At 72.2% G+C, this 17,641-nt stretch carries 18 protein-coding genes; 8 read left to right on the top strand and 10 right to left on the bottom strand.

What is annotated here, in order from left to right:
- Positions 1 to 29: 29 nt before the first annotated feature.
- Positions 30 to 467 (bottom strand): STAS domain-containing protein, encoded by a 438-nt coding sequence (locus ABZY31_RS28580; RefSeq protein WP_356415878.1) that lies wholly within the window; start codon positions 465 to 467, stop codon positions 30 to 32.
- Between the two features lie 158 nt (positions 468 to 625).
- Complete coding sequence (locus ABZY31_RS28575) at positions 626 to 1,300, bottom strand: sulfite exporter TauE/SafE family protein (RefSeq protein ID WP_356415875.1); 675 nt, start codon at positions 1,298 to 1,300, stop codon at positions 626 to 628.
- 83 nt (positions 1,301 to 1,383) lie between these two features.
- Here ABZY31_RS28575 and ABZY31_RS28570 point away from each other — a divergent pair, with 83 nt between their 5' ends.
- Positions 1,384 to 1,755 carry a hypothetical protein gene (locus ABZY31_RS28570; protein WP_356415873.1) on the top strand — a complete coding sequence of 124 codons (372 nt, stop codon included), beginning with the start codon at positions 1,384 to 1,386 and terminating at the stop codon, positions 1,753 to 1,755.
- A 68-nt stretch (positions 1,756 to 1,823) separates the two neighbouring features.
- Here ABZY31_RS28570 and ABZY31_RS28565 read toward each other — a convergent pair whose 3' ends face one another.
- Positions 1,824 to 2,645 (bottom strand): MerR family transcriptional regulator, encoded by an 822-nt coding sequence (locus ABZY31_RS28565; protein WP_356415870.1) that lies wholly within the window; start codon positions 2,643 to 2,645, stop codon positions 1,824 to 1,826.
- A gap of 456 nt (positions 2,646 to 3,101) precedes the next feature.
- On the opposite strand from ABZY31_RS28565, the gene uppS reads away from it, so the two are divergent.
- The 3 genes from uppS to ABZY31_RS28550 all read left to right on the top strand — a co-directional run bounded on the left by uppS (position 3,102) and on the right by ABZY31_RS28550 (position 6,152).
- Positions 3,102 to 3,821, top strand: a complete 720-nt coding sequence (uppS, locus tag ABZY31_RS28560) for a polyprenyl diphosphate synthase (protein WP_356415906.1) — start codon at positions 3,102 to 3,104, stop codon at positions 3,819 to 3,821.
- The gene (locus tag ABZY31_RS28555) at positions 3,818 to 5,311 is read left to right on the top strand and encodes an oxygenase MpaB family protein (protein WP_356415867.1); all 1,494 of its coding nucleotides are present in this window, start codon (positions 3,818 to 3,820) and stop codon (positions 5,309 to 5,311) included. The genes uppS and ABZY31_RS28555 overlap by 4 nt, the downstream gene beginning before the upstream one ends.
- A 175-nt stretch (positions 5,312 to 5,486) precedes the next feature.
- Positions 5,487 to 6,152: a hypothetical protein gene (locus ABZY31_RS28550; RefSeq protein ID WP_356415864.1), complete on the top strand. Its 666-nt coding sequence runs from the start codon at positions 5,487 to 5,489 to the stop codon at positions 6,150 to 6,152.
- A 56-nt stretch (positions 6,153 to 6,208) separates the two neighbouring features.
- On the opposite strand, the gene ABZY31_RS28545 is transcribed toward ABZY31_RS28550, so the two are convergent.
- The 4 genes from ABZY31_RS28545 to ABZY31_RS28530 all read right to left on the bottom strand — a co-directional run bounded on the left by ABZY31_RS28545 (position 6,209) and on the right by ABZY31_RS28530 (position 9,717).
- Positions 6,209 to 7,321 carry a C40 family peptidase gene (locus ABZY31_RS28545; protein ID WP_356415862.1) on the bottom strand — a complete coding sequence of 371 codons (1,113 nt, stop codon included), beginning with the start codon at positions 7,319 to 7,321 and terminating at the stop codon, positions 6,209 to 6,211.
- A gap of 73 nt (positions 7,322 to 7,394) precedes the next feature.
- Entirely contained in the window at positions 7,395 to 8,363 is a 969-nt protein-coding gene (gene pip / locus ABZY31_RS28540) for a prolyl aminopeptidase (protein WP_356415859.1), read from the bottom strand.
- 135 nt (positions 8,364 to 8,498) lie between these two features.
- Positions 8,499 to 9,029 carry a GNAT family protein gene (locus ABZY31_RS28535; protein WP_356415856.1) on the bottom strand — a complete coding sequence of 177 codons (531 nt, stop codon included), beginning with the start codon at positions 9,027 to 9,029 and terminating at the stop codon, positions 8,499 to 8,501.
- A gap of 97 nt (positions 9,030 to 9,126) precedes the next feature.
- The gene (locus ABZY31_RS28530; protein WP_356415853.1) at positions 9,127 to 9,717 is read right to left on the bottom strand and encodes a helix-turn-helix domain-containing protein; all 591 of its coding nucleotides are present in this window, start codon (positions 9,715 to 9,717) and stop codon (positions 9,127 to 9,129) included.
- A 126-nt stretch (positions 9,718 to 9,843) separates the two neighbouring features.
- Here ABZY31_RS28530 and ABZY31_RS28525 point away from each other — a divergent pair, with 126 nt between their 5' ends.
- The gene (locus ABZY31_RS28525; protein ID WP_356415850.1) at positions 9,844 to 10,821 is read left to right on the top strand and encodes a chlorophyllase; all 978 of its coding nucleotides are present in this window, start codon (positions 9,844 to 9,846) and stop codon (positions 10,819 to 10,821) included.
- 47 nt (positions 10,822 to 10,868) lie between these two features.
- Here the strand turns inward: ABZY31_RS28525 and ABZY31_RS28520 are convergent, their stop codons facing one another.
- Positions 10,869 to 13,229 carry an Orn/Lys/Arg decarboxylase N-terminal domain-containing protein gene (locus ABZY31_RS28520; RefSeq protein ID WP_356415848.1) on the bottom strand — a complete coding sequence of 787 codons (2,361 nt, stop codon included), beginning with the start codon at positions 13,227 to 13,229 and terminating at the stop codon, positions 10,869 to 10,871.
- Positions 13,230 to 13,441: 212 nt separating this feature from the next.
- Here ABZY31_RS28520 and ABZY31_RS28515 point away from each other — a divergent pair, with 212 nt between their 5' ends.
- From ABZY31_RS28515 to ABZY31_RS28505, 3 genes are all read left to right on the top strand, one after another.
- Complete coding sequence (locus tag ABZY31_RS28515; RefSeq protein WP_356415845.1) at positions 13,442 to 14,005, top strand: papain-like cysteine protease family protein; 564 nt, start codon at positions 13,442 to 13,444, stop codon at positions 14,003 to 14,005.
- 10 nt (positions 14,006 to 14,015) lie between these two features.
- The gene (locus tag ABZY31_RS28510; RefSeq protein ID WP_356415842.1) at positions 14,016 to 14,918 is read left to right on the top strand and encodes a hypothetical protein; all 903 of its coding nucleotides are present in this window, start codon (positions 14,016 to 14,018) and stop codon (positions 14,916 to 14,918) included.
- Between the two features lie 135 nt (positions 14,919 to 15,053).
- On the top strand, positions 15,054 to 15,215 hold the full coding sequence (locus ABZY31_RS28505) for a hydrophobic protein (protein ID WP_190183959.1): 162 nt from the start codon (positions 15,054 to 15,056) through the stop codon (positions 15,213 to 15,215).
- A gap of 54 nt (positions 15,216 to 15,269) precedes the next feature.
- Here the strand turns inward: ABZY31_RS28505 and ABZY31_RS28500 are convergent, their stop codons facing one another.
- Both ABZY31_RS28500 and ABZY31_RS28495 read right to left on the bottom strand, forming a co-directional pair.
- Positions 15,270 to 16,091, bottom strand: coding sequence for a hypothetical protein (locus tag ABZY31_RS28500; RefSeq protein WP_356415840.1), 822 nt, complete (start codon positions 16,089 to 16,091; stop codon positions 15,270 to 15,272).
- Positions 16,092 to 16,095: 4 nt separating this feature from the next.
- Complete coding sequence (locus tag ABZY31_RS28495; protein WP_356415838.1) at positions 16,096 to 17,568, bottom strand: hypothetical protein; 1,473 nt, start codon at positions 17,566 to 17,568, stop codon at positions 16,096 to 16,098.
- Positions 17,569 to 17,641: the final 73 nt, after the last annotated feature.

Below are 17,641 nucleotides of genomic sequence, written 5' to 3'. Positions count from 1 at the left end.
GTGGCCCACTTGGCCTACTCCCCCGCGTCCTAGCGGAGCGGTGGCGCGACAGCCGCCCGGCGCATGGCGTCCTGCCAGGCCCGGGCCGCCCCGCGTGCGCGGGCCGCGGCAGCGGATTCCGCCAGGGACCTGCGCAGCGGCTCGGTGGGTGCGCCGCGGCTTCCGTGGTCGCCGGGGGACGGATGCAGGCTGTCGATGAGATCGAGGAGCCGGAGCGGCTGGGGCTGCCAGTCGTAGGTGAAGAAGGCGATGCTCCGCCCGTCGAGGCGGTGGACGAAGCCGAGCAGGCCGTGCAGCCCGGCGACGTCGAGGAAGGACAGCTCTCCCATGTCGCAGGCCACCAACTCGACGCCGTCGAGAGCGGCCTCCGCCTCGTCCAGGGCGGCTCTGGTCTCCAGGTCGAGTTCACCGGCCGGAACGAGGTGCACGGTCGGCCCGTAGCGCCTCATCGTCATGTGGAAGTCCATGGCCTCTCACCTCACCGCGACCGGACGGCCTGACGCACGCCCGCCGCCGGGATCCGGGCACCAGACGGCCCGAATCGATCCTCCCGCTGTTCCGCGGCCCTCCGCAAGCCCGCCCCGCCGGGACCGGGCGCCGGTGGCGCCCGCCGCCGCTCGCGGCTTCAGTCGTGACGGGCGAGCTTGACCGCGGAAACGAACAGGATCACGGCCAGCGCGGGCATGAGCACCAGGTCCGGGAACACACCCAGCAGCAGGCCGCCCACGGCGGCGCCGGCGAGGGAACCTGCGGCCATGATGGCCGCGAAGCGGACGTTCGCGCCGAGGACGGCGAAGCTGCCGTTACGGCTGTACCGCGCGAAGGCCACCAGCATGGTCGGCAGCGAGACCAGCAGGGAGAGGCTCCCCGCCGTCTTGATCCCCTCCCCGAACAGCAGCACGATCGTCGGAATCAGCAGCTCACCGCCTGCCACGCCCATGATCGCCGCGACCACCCCGATGCCGAAGCCGGCGACCACCCCGCACGGCACCTTCGCCCACGACGGCAGATCGAACGTGCCCAGGGTCGTGGTGTGCGTGACCAGCACGGCCGCGGCCATGAGCACCATCAGGGCGGCCAGCACCCGGTAGAGGGTGGCGGAGCGCATCCGTATCGCCCAGGACGCCCCGACCCAGGCACCCAGCAGGCTCCCGGCCAGCAGGTTGACCGCGACCGGCCAGCGGGCGGCAACCTCGGCGGCCGGGACCGCCGCCAGCCGGGCCGGCAGCGCGACCAGGACGCCGGGCCCATCGGGTTGCCGGCCGCCCTCCTCGGATCGCAGAAGGGTTTGGAGGTGCACGTCCTCGACCGGGTGACCACCGGCCCCAAGCCCGCGCTGATCGCCGACCTGGGCGCTCACACCACAGCGGGGACGTCGACCGGGTGACCGCATCCGTCCGGCCCGACGTGATCATCGAAGCGACGGGGGCCGGCAGCCTGGTGTTCGACGCCCTCGCGGGCACCGCCGCCTACGGCATCGTCTGCCTCACCGGTGTCTCCCCCAAGGGCCGCAGCATCACGGTCGACGCCGGCAGCATCAACCGTGAACTCGTCCTGGAGAACGACGCGGTCGTGGGCTCGGTCAACGCCAACCTGCGCCACTACCGGCAGGCCGCGGCCGCGTTGTCCCAAGCGGACGGCACCTGGCTGGAGCGGATGATCAGCCGCCGGGTCCCGCTGGAACGGGCCGCCGACGCCTTCACCGCGCGGGACGACGACATCAAGGTCGTCATCACCCTGGACGACAACGACTGACGGGAACCCCGGCTGACCCGGGAGCGACGCCTCCGCCCCCGCCGATGGGCACGGTGGAGCGCAGTCGATCAGGCGCGGGTCACCGGTGCCTGCAGTTCCGTCACCCACTCGTCGCGGTCCTCGGGGCACTCCAGGTTGACCTCGCGGGGGTAGCCGCTGGACCGGTAGCCGTTGCCATCGATCCAACGGGCCAGGGTCTGGGCGGCGGGCAGCACGGTCTCCATCGGGCCGCGGTGCACGATGGTCGCAGCCTGGTCGAGGGACGGCAGGTCAAGGACGCGGAAGGTGCCGTCCTGGAGGGGTGCGCAGACCTGGACGGCGGCGTGTACGCGGATGGCACCGCCTCCTGCGGGGGCGTCCTCGTAATGGGCGATGCCGGGACCCGTGGGGGCGATGCCCGCCGAGTTCAGGCACCGGAACAGCTCCGCGTAGAGCGGCCCGATGACCGGGCCGATGTCTTCGGGCCCGAAACCGGCGGCGGTCGCAGTCAGCTCCGCCACCCGGACGGTGGGAACGCTCTTGATGACGACGTCGTTCGTGGGCATGCGCCCCTCGCTCTCGATCGCTCGGAGCCTCGCCTCGACCTGGATCAGCCGCGCTTCCGCGACGGCCACGGCGGTTTCCAGCTCGGCCCGCCGCAGTCGCAGCATGCCGCGCAGTTCGTCGGCCCCGACCTTCTCGTCCACGATGTCCTGGACCTGCTGGAGGGTGAACCCGAGGTCCTTGAGCGCGATGATCCGGTTGAGGCGGGCGAGCTGGCCGCCGGTGTAGTAGCGGTAGTTGCTGGCAGGGTCGACATGGGCCGGGCGCAGCAGACCGGTCGCGTCGTAGTGACGCAGCATCCGGACCGAGACGCGGCCGTGCCGGGCGAAGTCTCCGATGGTGAACATGGTGTCTCCGACTTGACCGCCTGACACGGTGTGAGGGTCAAGAAACTACGTGGTCCCGAGGACAGCGAGAACGTCGGGTGTCATCGGCGCAGTCGGCCCATCAGGTGGCCGATCGCGGTCATCGCCGCCACCCCGGCCACCGCGGAAGCGCGGGAATCGGGCATATGAGCCAAGGGTGACGCTCACTCGTTCGGCCGGTCAGGGCGCTTTCGCGGCGGCAGACTCCTGGGAGGGAGCGCCCCCGAGGGGGCGCGGGCATGGCGATGCGGCGGTGGCGTGGCCGAGCGCGGCGGGAGCGGTGGCGCCGCTCCGGGCGAGGGCGCGCCGGGGCGGGCGGGCGAGAGGGGGCTGGGTGTGACGGACCACGGTGTCGGTGTCCAGCGTGCGGCGTGGTGGCGCAAGACCGGGACGGACGGGCGGCAGTACGGCGACGAACGACGGCTCGGGGACGGTCCGGTGCGCGGGGTGCCGCGGCACGTCGCCTGCGTGATGGACGGCAACGGCCGCTGGGCACAGCTGCGTTCACTGCCGCGCACGGCGGGCCACCGGGCGGCGGAGAGCACCGTCATCGACATCATCGAGGCGGCCCGGGGCGCCGGCGTCGAGTGGCTCAGCCTGTACGCGTTCTCCACCGAGAACTGGAACCGTCCCGGCGCCGAGGTCGACTACCTGATGCGTCTGGTCCGCCGGGTCGTGCGCAAGCACGCGCCGCTGCTGCTCGTCCGCGGCATCCGCTGCCGCTTCCTCGGGGTCACCGACGCGCGCATCCCCCGCGAACTGGCCCGCGACTTCGAGGACCTCGAGGCGCTGACCGCCGACAACCGGGGGATGACGCTGACCGTCGCCTTCGACCACGGTGGCCGCCGGGACATCGTCGAGGCCACCCGGTCGCTGATCCGCAGCGGCACGCCCGCCGAGGAGGTCACCGAGCGGCTGTTCGCGGACCACCTGCCGTGCCCCGACACCCCCGACGTCGACCTCGTCATCCGTACGTCCGGCGAGCAGCGCATCTCCAACTTCATGCTCTGGCAGGTCGCCTACGCCGAGTGGGTCTTCCCCGAGGCCCTTTGGCCGGACTTCCGGGCCCCCGATTTCCTCGCCTGCCTGCACACCTACCGGCGCCGCGACCGCCGCTTCGGCGGCGTGCCGCCCCGGACGAATGGAGCCCCCTCGTGACCACAGGAAACGTGCACCCGGGAACGACCGACGAGACGCCCCTGTTCGGCCCCGACTCCCGGTTCAGCGGTTTCTTCGACGACCCGCGCTGGGCGCTCGCCATCATCCGCGCCACTGTGCTGGAGGCCGCCCACCCGCAGATCGGCGCCGCCCTCGCCGACAACTCCACGTTCGTCACGCACCCGTGGCGCCGCCTGCGCAACACCTTCCTCAGCATGCGGCGCATGTTCGGCGCCGACCCGGCAGCACGCGAACGGGAGGCGGCCAGGCTCAACCGGATGCACGCCCGGATGAGCGGCTCCGACTCCCGCGGCCGCGCCTACGACGCGATGGACCGGCCGACCCGTGCCTGGGTGGTCGCCACCCTCTTCGAGAGCGCCGTCACCATGTGCCGGCTGAGCGGCCAGCCCCTCGACCAGGACACGATGGAGCGGATGTACGCCGAGTACCGCAGGTTCCTCGCCGCGCTCGACGGCGACGCCGCGGAACTCCCCGAGGACCTGAGCGGCTTCTGGCCGTACTTCGACCGGGTCCTCGAGAACGAGCTGGAGAACACCGAGGCCGTCCGCGTCATCCTCTACCGGCTCTTCGACCACCTGCCCGCCCCCGCGCTGTTCGAGGGTGCGCCGACGCTGTGGGCGGCCGGCCGGGCGGTCGTCGGTCCCCTGCTCGGCGTGATCACCGTCGCCTCGCTCCCCGAGCCGTACCGGCGCCGCGCGGGTCTTCCCGAGATGCCCGGCGCCGCCACCCTCATGCAAGGCGCCTACCTCACCGCCGGGCTCGCGCGTTTCCTGCCCGAGGGGTGGCTCAACGCCGAATACGTCATCGAAGTCCTCTCCCTCTCCCCCGGCAGCGACGACCCCCGAGCCCGGACCGTCGCCGCCCTGCGCGCCCGCATGAAGCGGGCCACGGCACTGCTCCGCCTGCTCACGCCGCTGAGCGGCGAGGCCGACCTCCCCGCGGAGCCGGCACCTTCGGCGGCCACCGCGGAAAGCCGGCGCGCGGCGGAGGAGTTCTTCCGCCGCGTACTGGACCAGACCGGCGACGGCCACCTCGACTGGCCGGACCTCGCCGCCATGGCGCGCGAACTCTCCACCCGCCTCGACCTGGACGAACCCGAGGAGACCCGGCTCTACGACGCCTTCGCCGCCTGGTGGCGCGAGCTCCAGAGCGCCCTGGACACCGACGGTGACGGCCGGGTCAGCGCCGCCGAGTACGCCGCCGCCGTCCCCTCGTTCGCCGGACCCGCGCTCATCCGCGTCGCCGAGGTCCTCTTCGACGCCACCGACAAGGACGGCAACGGGAGCATCGACGCCCACGAGTACCGCACCCTCTTCCGCACCGCCTTCCACCGCGACCTCGGCGACCTCGGTGACCCGGGCGCCGTCGGCGGTGGCTACGGCCGCAGCGCCTTCGTCGGCGATTTCCTCTCCTTCATGTCGGGCCGCCGCTCCAGCAGCCCGTACGACCCGCTCCTCGCGGACGCCTGACGCACCCGCCGAGGCGTGCCGTAGACGCGCGCGGCCGGAGCGGTACGGGCCAGAGATCCGACCGGCATGTCCGCGTTACGCCGAACGTACGGGGCAGCCGGCCCGCCGCGCTCTTTACGGGCCCGCGCCGTCGCGGTTACCTGATACGCACGGGAACGAGCGGCGGGGGGCCGGCATGGCGGGCTGGCACGGGGGCTGGGCGCGCGGGCTGTGGCGGACCGCAGTGGCGCTGGCCGCGCCGCCGCTCAGCGCGGCGCTGGCGTTCGGGGTGGCCCGGTGGTCGGCGTACGGGTCACTGGGCAATTGGGGGTTCATCCTCGCCGGCCTGCTGCTCCCGCCGGCCCTGCTGGGCTGGCACGCCGCCCGCGCCGCTCGGCGCCGGGCCCCGCTCGTCGCGCTGTCCGCCCTCCCCGCCGGCATCGGCGCCTTCCTGGCACTCGTGTCCGTGGGGCACAGCGCACTGGAGGACCGGGGCGTCGAGATCCGCTGCGTCGTGCTGAAGGTCACCGAGCGCACCTGGACGGAGTCCTCCACGGACGCCCAGGGCCACCCGACCTCCACGACCCGGACCTCCTACGACCACCGACTGGACTGCCCCGCGGGCGGCCCGAAGCACTTGGACGTCCCCGGTCGGCTCGCGAAGGAGGGCGAATCCCTGGCGGTGCTGTACGACCCGCAGGGCAAGGTCTCCCCGCGGGCGGCCGGTGACGTCCACGGCCGGGGGCTGCGTACCGCGGCCGAGGGGATGGTCGGGGTAGCGATGCTCATGGGACTGGCCGGCGGCATCCGGGAGGCGTACGAGAAGCGGCGCCGGCGGCCGCGGCGGCCCGTGAAACGCTGACGACCGGGACCGAGGCCACGTCATGGCGGGCGGCCCCGGTCCCCGCCCGGCGCGGATCAGGGGCTGATGAAGCGGGTGGCGCCCACGAACGGACGGTTCGACAGGGGCTCCTCCCGGACCTTCTCCCCGGTTTTGGGCGAGTTGATCATCATCGGTTCGCCCTGAGCGTTCCTGCCGACGTAGATGCCGATGTGCGTGACGTTCGTGGTGCTGGTGCCGAAGCCCACGACGTCGCCCGGCCGGAGGTCCGCCGGCGAGGTGATCCGTTCGCCCTGGGCCGAGCCCGCGGGCGCCGCGCCGCCGCCGGCGTCGAACTGCGGCTGGCTGTCGCGCGGGATGGTGATCCCGAGGAGGGAGTACACCTGGCTCGTCAGTCCGGAGCAGTCGTAGCCGAAGCCGGCCGTGCCGGACCACAGGTACTCCAGGCCCAGGAACTTGCGTGCCTGGGCCACCACGTCGGCCCCGGTCACCCCGGATGCCGGAACCTTCGCGAGGTCGCCGCGCCTGAAGTAGACGGGGGTGCCGTCGTTGGCGCGGGCCTCCATGAGGAAGGGGGCACCCGCGACCGGCTTCACGGCGAACTCCGTATTGAAGGAGTACTCCGTGGCGCCCCTGGAGTGCGCCTCCGCCGCCAGTGCCTGACGCGAGCTGTAACCCCAGGCGGTCGGGCTGGTGATGCGCTGCGCGGTCGTGCCGGCCGGGGCCTTCTTCCGTAGCTTCGTCAGCTGCCGGTCGGGGACCCAGCCGGGGTAGCCGCCCGTGTTCCGCGGTGTGGGCTGGCCGTGGACGACCACCTTGTCCCAGAAAACGCCGTCCTTGGTCATCGTGTCCACCACGGTGACCCGGCCCCCGTACAGGGCCTGCGTCTCACCCGGGACGTCGCGGCGCAGGTTGATGTCGGGGGCCATCGCGGCGAACCAGCCCCGGATGTCGACCGGGTTGGTGAGCGCCTTCGCGTCGACCGCCCGCACTTTGTCGGGGCTCTCCCAGACTTGGGCGACGGACACGTCGACGTAACAGGTACGGGCTCCCTTGCAGGCGGCCGAGGCGGCCGAGGACGCCGAGGACGCCGGGTACGAGTCGTCCGCGACGGCGCCGGGACGGGCCAGGGGAACCAGGGCCAGGACGGCGCCGACGGCAACGGGCAACGCGATTCTCGACAGGGGCATACCTCGATTGTCCCGCGCGGGCCGCGCCGGACCAGGGACCGATCGGCCGACCATGTGGCTGATACCGGGCGGGTCAGCGGCTGTTGCTGCCGAACCGCTCAGTCGTCTTGAGGATCGCTTCCTGCATCGCGGGGCTGCCCGTATGGCCCGAGTCCTCGATCACCATCAGCTCTGCCTCCGGCCACGCCTTGGCCAGCTCCCACGCGGTCGTCAGCGGGCTGGCCAGGTCGAGCCGGCCGTGGATCAGCACGCCGGGGATGCCGGCCAACCTCCCTGCGTCGCGCAGGAGTTGTCCGTCGTCCAGCCAGGCGTCGTTGGCGAAGTAGTGGGCGCAGATCCGGACGAAGGCCATCAGGGCGTCGTCCGGCTTGGCGCTGTAGGCACCGGGCTTGCCGAGCACCTCGTGGGCGATCACCGCGTCCTCCCAAGCGCACCAGTCCCGCGCGGCCTTGTCCCGGACCGCCGCGTCCGGATGGTTCACGAGCCGGTTGTAGGCGGCCACGAGATTGCCGTCCCGGTCCGCCTCCGGCAGCGCGTCGCGGAACGCTTCCCAGGGGCCGGGCAGTAGCCGCCGGACGCCGCGGTAGAGCCAGTCCGTCTCCTCGGGCCGGGTCGTGGTGACGCCGACGATCACGATCTCGGAGACCCGCTCGGGGTGGCGCTCGGCATAGGCGAGGATCAGCGTGGAACCCCAGGAACCGCCGTAGAGGAGCCATCGATCGATGCCCAGGTGCTCGCGCAGCCGCTCCATGTCGGCGACGAGGTGGTGGGTGGTGTTGTCTTCGAGGCTGACGTTCGGGTCGCAGGCGTGAGGACGGCTCTCCCCGCAACCGCGCTGGTCGAAGACGACGATCCGGTAGACCTCGGGGTCGAACATCGTGCGGCCGCTGCGGCGCCCCCCGCTGCCCGGCCCGCCGTGCACGCACAGAGCCGCCTTTCCGTCGGGGTTGCCGCTCGTCTCCCAGTAGATCCTGTTGCCGCCACCGACATCGAGGAGCCCGTGCGCGTACGGCTCGATCGGCGGAAAGGACTGGGCGGCCATGGCGATCTCCTCGTGAAGGCGGGAAGGCAGGAAGGCGTAAAGAAGGACGGGTGAAGGACAACTTCGTCGTAGTCAGCCACGCACGGGACGGAGGTCTCTCGCTCGCTACAGCCGTTCGCAGCACCGGACCGACCATCAGGGCCGCAGCAGTCCGCCCACCCACCAGTCGTGCGGCTTGCCGTCGTTGGCGATTCCGCGATTGCGCAGTGTCCCTTCGACGGTGAAGCCGAGTTTCTCGGCGACGGCACGCGAGCCGGTGTTCCCGGCCATGGCCCACCACTCGATGCGGTGCACGTCGAGCGTGGCCCAGCCCCAGTCGCACAGGGCCCGAGCAGCCTCCACCGAATACCCGCGGCCGCGCTGTCCCTTGACCGCCCAGTAACCGAGCTCCCACACGCCGCGGCTGATGAGGGTCAGGCAGTACGAGCCGACCAGGGCGCCGGTGTCCCTGCGGAACGCACCGAGGGTGTAGTCCCTGTCCTCGGCCCACTGGGCGGGCAGTGTCTCGCCGACGAGTTTCTCCGCGTCCGCACGCCGATACGGCACCGGCACCGGCGTATAGAACTGGATGTCTTCGTCCTGGCAGGCTTCGTACACCGCATCCACGTCGGCCGGCACGAAGGCCCGCAGCAGCAGACGCTCGGTCTCAATCGTCACCGGATCCATTGCGGCAGTATGAACACCCCCGCAAACAACGACCACCGAATATCCCGGCCGAGCGACACCGAGGGCGGGCGGCGGCGGTGGTCCCGCATCTCCCCGGCTAGCCGCTCGCCAGCCCGCGCAGCAGGAGGCCGACCAGGCGGCGCGGGTCGTAGCGGGGGTCGTCGTCGCGCCCGATGCAGAGGTTGCCGATGCCCCGCATCAGTTCGTACGCCTGCACACCGGGCCTGATCTGCCCCGCAGCCTGCGCGGCGCCGAGCAACTGCGCGCAGACGGGGACCAGTCGGTCGAGGAAGTACGCGTGCAGCGCGTCGAAGCCACTGCTGTCCGACTGCATCGCCGTGGCGAGTCCGTGCTTGGTGACCAGGAAGTCGACGAACAGGTCGACCCACTGGCGGAGCGCTTCGAGCGGAGCGGCCGCACCGGCCAGCAGGGCCGGCCCGGCCTCGGCGCAGGCCTCGACCTGGTGGCGGTAGACGGCGACGACGAGGTCCGCACGGTTGGGGAAGTGGCGGTAGATCGTGCCCAGCCCGACGCCGGCCCGCGCCGCGATCTCGCGGATGGGTGCGTCGACGCCCGAGGCGACGAACACCTCGGCAGCGGCGTCGAGCAACGCCTGCTGGTTGCGCACGGCGTCGGCCCGCTTGCCCCGGACCGGCGGCGCGCCTCCGGACTCACTCGCAGTAGGCACGCGTGCTCTCCTTCCCCGCCGTTGACTAAACGGAACAGTGTTCCGTATCGTAAGTGGAACAAGGTTCCGCTTCGGGCCGAGTGTAGCCGAAGCGTGCCGTCCCACCACGGAAGGGCCATCCGGATCATGAACGACACGACCTACGCGGACCGCGCCGTCAGCCCGCCCGCTCCCGTCCTATCGGTAAGCCCGGTCGTACTGGCCGCCCCCGGCCGGGCAGTTGACCTGCAGGTACGGGTCTCCGCGCCGCTGACCGGTAGCGAGCTGCCGGTCATCCTCCTCTCGCACGGCATGGGCCCCTCGAACCACCTCTCCTCGCTGAACGGCTACGCGCCGCTCGCCCAGTACTGGGCGGCGCACGGCTTCGTCGTCATCCAGCCCACCCACCTGGGCTCCGCGACGCTGCGCCTGGATCCCGGCACTCCCGGGGCACCTCTGTACTGGCGGTCCCGCGCCGAGGACATGTCACGCATCATCGATCAGCTCGACGTGATCGAGACCGCCGTCCCGCACCTCCTCGGCCGCCTGGACCGGAGCCGGGTCGCCGTGGCCGGACACTCGATGGGCGGCCACACCGCAAGCCTGCTGCTGGGTGCGCGGCTCACCGACCCGGAGGACGGAACGGAGGCGGATCTCGCCGATCCCCGGATCACGGCGGGCATCCTGCTCGCCGCGCCCGGCCGGGGCGGCGACGCCCTCACCCCGTTCGTGGCGGAGAACTATCCCGCCTTCCTGACCACGGACTTCTCCACCATGACCACGCCCGCGCTGGTGGTCGCCGGCGACCAGGACGCCTCCGCCCACCTGACGGTCCGGGGCCCGGACTGGCACACCGATCCCTACACCCTCTCCCCGGGCCGCAAATCCCTGCTGACCCTCTTCGGCGCGGAACACGGCCTCGGCGGGATCTCCGGATACGACGTGGCCGAGACCACGGACGAGGATCCCGCCCGGGTGTCCGCGGTCCAGCGGCTCACCCGTGCCTATCTGCGCAGCGAGTTCTACCCCGCCGACCCGTCGTGGCAGGCGGCGCAGGACGCACTGGCGGCGGACCCGCACCCGCTCGGGCGGATCGAAACCCGGGGGGCCGACGCCGGGCGGTGAGCCGACGGACAAGCCACCTGCTCATGGAGCAGACCGCACGACACCCCCTAACCGCGCCACCGCGACGCCACGTCCTCGCGTACGCATTCGATGAGGTAGTCGCCGGTATCCGGGTCGATGGACACTCCGTGGGCCTCGCTGTGGAACCCGGGGAAATTCCGGTCGAACGCCTCCAGCGCCCCGAGGTAGCGCAGGACGGGACCGCCGGGGGCTCCGAGTGCTTCGCCGGGCATCAGCACCGGAATGCCGGGCGGGGTCACCGTGATCATGGCGGCCGCCACGCGCCCGGCGGCGTCGGCGAGGCGCACGCGTTCGGTGCCGCCCCGGATCAGCTGCTGGTAGCAGGCCTGCGGTGGGACGACGGGTTCGGGCAGCTGCTGGAAGGCCGTGTCGAGGGCGTCGATCAGTTCGGCGCGCGTGAGGTGTTCGTGCATGTCCTGGCACAGGGCCCGCAGCGTCAGGTGCCCGTAGCGCTTCGGGTGGCTCTCGACCAGGTGGGGCAGTACCTGCCGCAGGGGCGTGTCGGCGTCGTGGAGGGCCTTGAAGTCCATGAGGGCGTCCATCAAGGTGCCCCATTTCCCCTTGGTGATGCCCATGGAGAACAGGACGAGCGCGGTGTAGGTGTCGGTCTTCTCCACCACGATGCCCCGGCCGGCCAGGTAGGTGGTGAGGACCCGGGCAGGAATGCCCCACGCGTCGGCCCCGCCGCTCGCGTCGACGCCCGGGCAGGTCAGCGTCACCTTGATCGGGTCCAGCAGGCACTGGCCCCGGCTCAGTCCCCGGAAGCCGTGCCACGGTGCGTCGGGGTCGAGTTCCCAGCAGCGGGGGTCGGCGGCCAGCAGCGCCGGAGAGGCGTCGGCGAAGGGGACGGTGCTCCCGTCGGCCGGGTCGGTCACCGTATCCGGTTGCCAGACGCCGAAGAACCACGGCGACCGGTCGCCGGCGGCAGCGATCCGGCGTCCGGTACGGACGACCGCCTGCCGGAACCTGATCGCTTCGGTGACCGCCTCGTGGATCAGCCATTCGCCCTGCGGTCCGTCCATCATCGCCGCGGCGACGTCCAGGGAGGCGATGGCCGGGTACAGGGCGGAGGTGGTGCCGTGCATCATGAACGCCTCGTTGAAGCGGTGGTGTTCGACCGGCGCCCGCGGCGAGGACTTCACGTGCACCATGGCCGTCTGCGACAGGGCGGCCAGCAGCTTGTGCGTCGACTGGGTGGCGAAGACCGTCGGGCGCTCGTCGCCTTCGAAGGTGTCGGGGCCCACGGCCATGCCGTACCGGCCGGCGTACAGGGGATGGAACCGGGCGTAGGCGAACCAGGCTTCGTCGAAGTGCAGCCGGGGCGTACTGGGAGCCAGCGCGCGGGCCGTCTGCAGGGTTTCGTAACACAGGCCGTCGTACGTCGAGTTGGTGACGACGGCGTACTGGGCCTGCGGTGACGTGGCTCCTGCGGTCAGGGGGTGTCCGGCGATGCGCGCGGCGACCGCGGCGGGCAGGGTCTGGTCGGCGGGAAGGGGACCGGCCAGGCCGTAACCGTTGCGGGTCGGGACGAGGTAGACCGGCCGCGCTCCCGAGATCACCAGCCCGTGCAGGACCGACTTGTGGCAGTTGCGGTCCACCAGGGCGATCTCGTCGGTGGTGACGCAGTAGTGGCCGACCATGCGGTCGGCGGTGGAGTTCCCGTGCAGCACGAAGTACGTCCGGTCCGCCCCGAAGATCCGGGCGGCGTTGCGCTCCGCGTCGCCGATCGGACCGCTGTGCTCGAAGAGGGAGCCCAGTTCCTCCACCGAGATCGACAGGTCGGTGCGCAGGAGGCGTTCACCGTAGTAGTCGAAGAACGCCCTGCCGACCGGTGACTTGAGGAAGGCCACTCCCCCGGAGTGCGCGGGGGTGTGCCAGGAGTACTCGTGGGCGTCGTCGAACTGGCGCAGGGCCTTGAAGAACGGCGGCAGGACCGCCTCGCGGTAGGCGCGCGCCGCGTGGGCCACGCGGCCGGCGATGAAGGAGGGGGTGTCTTCCAGGGGCCAGATGTAGCCGACGGCGATCTCCGCGACCCACAGGGGTAGTTGGTCCAGGCCCGTGTCGGCCGTCTCCGACATCACGACGAAGACGGGCAGGTCCTTGAACCGCCGGGAGATCTGCCGCAGGACCGCCCCGCCCTCCCCGCTCCCCGGTCCGCTCTGCGAACTCCCCGCTCCGCTCTCCGACGGCAGGTCCCAGGCCACGACGGCGCCCGACAGGCCGGCCTCGGTGCTCAGCACCGCGCAGGCGCCTTCGACCGTCCGCGCCCACCGCACGTCCAGCCCGCGGTTCTCCAGTTCCTTCCCGATGCGCCGCAGCTGTTCGCCGCCGACACCCCCGCCCAGCGGGTCCTCCCGCAAGGCCAGCAGGACACTGCCGTTCGTCATGACGCTCCCCATCCGTGCTCACGCGTTCCACTCGGCCACCCGACCGGGCCAGTGTCGGGGCGCCCCGCGCGTGCCGTGCCGGGAATGCCCGGCCCCTCACCCGTACGGGGAGTCTTCGCCCGCGCCTCCCGTGCCGTGGGCATGAAGCGCTGTCATATTCCTCCCAGATTGCCCCGCTCGTCTCGATGCACCCATCAGGGGAAGGCAGGAACATGGGCAGATTCAGGTACCGGACCGCAGCGTCGGCCGTCGTGCTGAGCGCCGTCGGATCACTCGCGGCCATGGGAGGCACGGCTCACGCGGAAGCGGGCCAGGACACCATCACCATGCTGAAGCAGGAGAAGACCCAGTGGTGCTGGGTCGCCTCCGGGCTGACCATCGCCAAGTTCCAGGGATACGGCTCCACCCAGGCCGACTTCTGCACCCGGGCCCAGCCCGCCTACGGGTGCAACAACCAGCCCGCCACGCTCGACGACATGGCCAAGGGCTGGAGCAGCCTCGGCATGAGCCACACCGGCTCGGGCCTGGCCAGCGCGGCCACCTTCAACCAGGTGTACACCGACGTCAAGGCGGCCCGGCCGATCGGCGCCCGCATCGGGTGGGCCTCGGGCGGCGGCCACATGAACGTCGTCTACGGCTTCGACACCTCGAACAGCACGATCGCCGTGGCCGACCCCTGGCCGGACACCACCACGTACACGTGGTGGAACTACAGCGACTACGTGAGCAACAGCTCCTCCAAGTGGACCCATTCCCGCATCGGCATCTCCCGCTAAGGCAGGCGACATGCGCGACACCAGCTGTACCAGCGACCCCGGCGGCCGCCACCTGTCCGGCATGCGGGCGGCCTCCCGCTCCTCCCGCCTGTCCCTCGTCATCGCACTGAGTGCCTCCGCACTCCTGGGCGTCGTCGGCCCCGCCCACGCGGCAGTGGCCAAGGACCCCCTCCCCGTCGACATCCCCGACTACCAGGCCGCCCTCAACGCGGTGAAGTCGATCGACGTCCGCAACGCCGTCTGCCGTTTCCTGAGCACTCCGCTGCCCACGGGCGACATCGGCGGCGGCTCGGTGCAGGCGCTTCCCGAACCGGCCGAGCCGTGCCAGAACCTCCCGGCCTTCACGATCAAGGACCCGGTGGCACGGAACGAGATCACCCCCGCATTCGTCGCGGGCACCGCCAAACCGCTCCCCACCGAGGCGGTCAAACTGACGCAGCTGGTCTCCTCGTTGAGCGCCACCGTCAACGGCCGCACCGCCACCGTCATGCTCGCCCCCACCCAGGGCGGCGGCTGGCACCTCGCCGCCATTCGCGACGGAGACACCGAGGCCGTCTACGCCGGCAAGGCCGCCCTGGGCACGCTCGTGTTCACGGAGCCACAGATCCGCGGCTGGTACCAGCTCAAACTCACCACCGTCGAACCTCTCAACGACGAGGCCCGCCAAGGCCTGGGCGGCCAGTCGTCGGCGCCCCTCGGCGACTACCAGAAACTGGTCAAGGCCCGCTACGCCGACAAGCTCCCGGGCTCGGCGTACGACACCAACGGGTACGCCAGCGGCTACGGCTCCGCGCACACGGCGACCGACGACCCGTCCTCCACCCTGCTCCTCACCGGCGGTTCCAGCGCGGCACTCGCCCTCGCGGGCGGCGCCGTGTTCCTCCGCCACCGGCGGCGCCCGAACACCGGCTGACGCAGGTCCCGCAGGCACCCGCGCCCGGGGCTGCCGGGCGTCCTCGGCTACCCGCGAGGGCGGATAAGAAACCCATAAGATCGAACGCATGAGCGGGGGAACGCCGGGCACGCGAGGGTTCGGAGGTTGATAACCATGGTTCCCCTGCTTCTCGTTCTTCTGCTGGCTCTGATCCTTTTCGGCGCGGGATTCGCCGTGAAGGTCCTGTGGTGGGTCGCCATCGCCGTTCTGGTGCTGTGGCTCATCGGTTTCGTCGCCCGTCCCGCGGGGGGCGGTGGCCGCTGGTACCGCTGGTAGCGGTACCACCGTGGCGTGGCCCGTCATCCCGTCCGTACGGGAGGCGGGCCACCGTCATGTCGTCGTGCCGGAGCGGGGTGCGGGAGGGGATCCCGTTCGCGGCCCGGGCGCCGCGGCCGCGTCGAGCTGGTCGTAACGCGTCAGCGTCTGGCGGTAGGCGTCCGGCTCGATGCCGAGCGGCGGGGTGAAGGAATGCTGGAGGCTCGACACCAGGTACACGCCGAAACCCAGGACGGTGCCGAGCAGGATCATCACCAGCATGTGCCGGGGGCCGGCATTGATGCCGACCAGCGCCGGGAAGAGGACGACGAGTACGGCCGTCGAGATCAGGGCGTAGAAGATCGGATCCGGGACGGCCCACCGCATGTCGCTGGAGCGCTGGTTGCGCGCGATGACCACGCTGTCCAGCGCGGAGGCGACCGAGTCCTGGGCGCTCTTCTGTTCATCGTTCGCACCCTGCGCACGGGCGACGGTCAGCCGCGCGCGGTCGAGCAGGCCGGCGGCGGCCGGACTCATCTCCCGGCTCCGCATGAGGGTCCATTCGGGTCCGGCCACCTCCCGCGTGTAGGCCTTGAGCTGCTCGCGGGCCGGCCGGCGCACGGCCGGTGGCAGTTCGCCGGCATGCGCGTAGGCGGCCTCCAGGCTCCGCGCCTCCTGGTAGGTGTGGTCGGTGGCGGCATTGCGCTGCTGCCACGAACTGGCCACCAGGAAGGCGGCCGTCAGTACGAACAGCGCGAGCGTCGCACTGCCCACGAACCCCAGTGCGGGGGCCTCCAGGTGGGCCTTCTTGGATGCCTCGCTGCGGGACAGGGCCCAGGTCAGACCGCATGCCGCCGCAGCGCCCAGGAGCGCGTACAGGATTCCTGTGCCGAACATGCCCTCAGTCACCTTCCCCTTCGTCCTGCCGTTTCGATGTGCGGGAGGTGGAGCTCATCGCGGCGAGAAGGGCGGGGAACAGCACGATCAGGAGGGTGATGAACGCCCAGTCGAGGCTGTCCGCCAGCGGTTCGCGGCGCGGTGGGGGTCCTACGTCGGACAGGGCCGTGCCGGGGGGCCGACGGGCGGCCGGGGCGGAAGGGGGCGGCGCGGTCGGTGGGGTGGCGGGTGGGGTGACGGGCCCGGTGCCAGAGGGGGTGGTGGGGCCGGTGGGTGGTTCAGCGGCCGCCGGGGCGGCCGGTGGGAGAGCCGGTGGGGCAGCCGCGGCCGGTGTGCCCGGCCCCGCCGCCAGGAATTGCGTCCCGGGAGCCGCGGCGACGCCCGGTGCGAAGGGCACGCCCGCCGTAGCGGCTGCGGCGCCGGGGGCGACACCGGCCGCGGCACCCGCAGCCGCATCCGCAGCCGCGCCGGGCGCGTTCCCCGGCGGCTGGGCGCGGGCGCCGCGCGGTGGGGCGCCGGGGGCGGGGGCGGGCACGCTGCCGGGGCCCGGGCGCGCTGCTCCCCGGGGTGGGGTGGTACGGCCGGACGGGCCGCGGGGCGGGCTGGTGCCCGGGGCGGTGCCGCGGGGCGGGGAACCACCGGGGGGCCGTGGACTCCCTGGTGGTGGAACGGGCGCGGCCGGACGGGGCGCCGCGGGCGGAGGGGGCGGAGCGGGTACGGAGTACGCGGCGGACGCCTCGGCGGTGAGGGCGAGCGGGGGCAGCATCGACCCCGTCGGGGAGACGGCCCGGTCCGGGGTCGTCCCGGACGCCACCGCGACGGACTCGTAACGGCCGGGCCGGGCCGGCGCGGTGGCCCAGCACTCGACCCCGGCCCCGGCGGGCAGTCGGCGGGGCAGGCCCGGCCCCGTGGAACACGTCAGCGGCCCGGCGGTCAGCAGGAGCGGGTCCCGCAGGCGCACGCCTTCGAGGTCGGCGGGGCCCGCGTAGGCCAGACGGTAGGAGAGACGTTTCTGCGAGGCGGATCGCAGAAGGGTCAGCGTCGAGGCGTGGGCGTCGTACCCCGCGGGGGCGGAGGCCCGGGGAGAGTGGTACCCCTCCCAGGCCGGAACACCGGTCGCCGCGACCCGGACGGTATGACGTCCCGCCAGGGCGGGAAGCGTCGCACGGCAGGTCATCGTGCCCAGGGGCGCCAAGGAGGTGCTCGGGCACCGCGCGGTTCCACCGACGACCTGCGGGTCCCGCACCTCTACGTTCTCCAGGCCGTATTCCGCGAGGTTCCGCAGGTGGTAGAGGCGGAGCAGTTGCTGTCCGGACCGGACCTGGACCCCGGGAGCCGGCACGCCGTTCGTCGAGACCGCCAGTCTGAGCGCGTCCCCGTCCCCGCCTCCGGCGGGCGCCGAACCGAGCAGGCACGCGCAGATGCCCAGCCACGCCGATACCCGCGCGGCGCCGGACAGCTTGTGAGGGAGTCCCATGGCGCCAGTATGTGATCCGAAGATCCATCCGGGGACGCGCCGCGCGGGTTCCGGGGGCCGGTCGGGGGACCGG

This window comes from Streptomyces sp. NPDC006529 (genome assembly GCF_040611795.1).
Taxonomy (GTDB): domain Bacteria; phylum Actinomycetota; class Actinomycetes; order Streptomycetales; family Streptomycetaceae; genus Streptomyces.
Note: the sequence above shows the minus strand (reverse complement) of the source record. Positions and strands in the feature narration are given on the sequence as shown.

What these genes read in the sequence shown, in the direction of transcription:
- ABZY31_RS28535 (WP_356415856.1), bottom strand. Translation starts at nt 9,029, where the DNA reads ATGGATCCGGTGACGATTGAGACCGAGCGTCTGCTGCTGCGGGCCTTC.
- ABZY31_RS28520 (WP_356415848.1), bottom strand. Translation starts at nt 13,229, where the DNA reads ATGACGAACGGCAGTGTCCTGCTGGCCTTGCGGGAGGACCCGCTGGGC.
- ABZY31_RS28495 (WP_356415838.1), bottom strand. Translation starts at nt 17,568, where the DNA reads ATGGGACTCCCTCACAAGCTGTCCGGCGCCGCGCGGGTATCGGCGTGG.
- ABZY31_RS28515 (WP_356415845.1), top strand. Translation starts at nt 13,442, where the DNA reads ATGGGCAGATTCAGGTACCGGACCGCAGCGTCGGCCGTCGTGCTGAGC.
- ABZY31_RS28500 (WP_356415840.1), bottom strand. Translation starts at nt 16,091, where the DNA reads ATGTTCGGCACAGGAATCCTGTACGCGCTCCTGGGCGCTGCGGCGGCA.
- ABZY31_RS28505 (WP_190183959.1), top strand. Translation starts at nt 15,054, where the DNA reads ATGGTTCCCCTGCTTCTCGTTCTTCTGCTGGCTCTGATCCTTTTCGGC.
- ABZY31_RS28545 (WP_356415862.1), bottom strand. Translation starts at nt 7,321, where the DNA reads ATGCCCCTGTCGAGAATCGCGTTGCCCGTTGCCGTCGGCGCCGTCCTG.
- ABZY31_RS28550 (WP_356415864.1), top strand. Translation starts at nt 5,487, where the DNA reads ATGGCGGGCTGGCACGGGGGCTGGGCGCGCGGGCTGTGGCGGACCGCA.
- ABZY31_RS28525 (WP_356415850.1), top strand. Translation starts at nt 9,844, where the DNA reads ATGAACGACACGACCTACGCGGACCGCGCCGTCAGCCCGCCCGCTCCC.
- ABZY31_RS28510 (WP_356415842.1), top strand. Translation starts at nt 14,016, where the DNA reads ATGCGCGACACCAGCTGTACCAGCGACCCCGGCGGCCGCCACCTGTCC.
- pip (WP_356415859.1), bottom strand. Translation starts at nt 8,363, where the DNA reads ATGGCCGCCCAGTCCTTTCCGCCGATCGAGCCGTACGCGCACGGGCTC.
- ABZY31_RS28580 (WP_356415878.1), bottom strand. Translation starts at nt 467, where the DNA reads ATGGACTTCCACATGACGATGAGGCGCTACGGGCCGACCGTGCACCTC.
- ABZY31_RS28565 (WP_356415870.1), bottom strand. Translation starts at nt 2,645, where the DNA reads ATGTTCACCATCGGAGACTTCGCCCGGCACGGCCGCGTCTCGGTCCGG.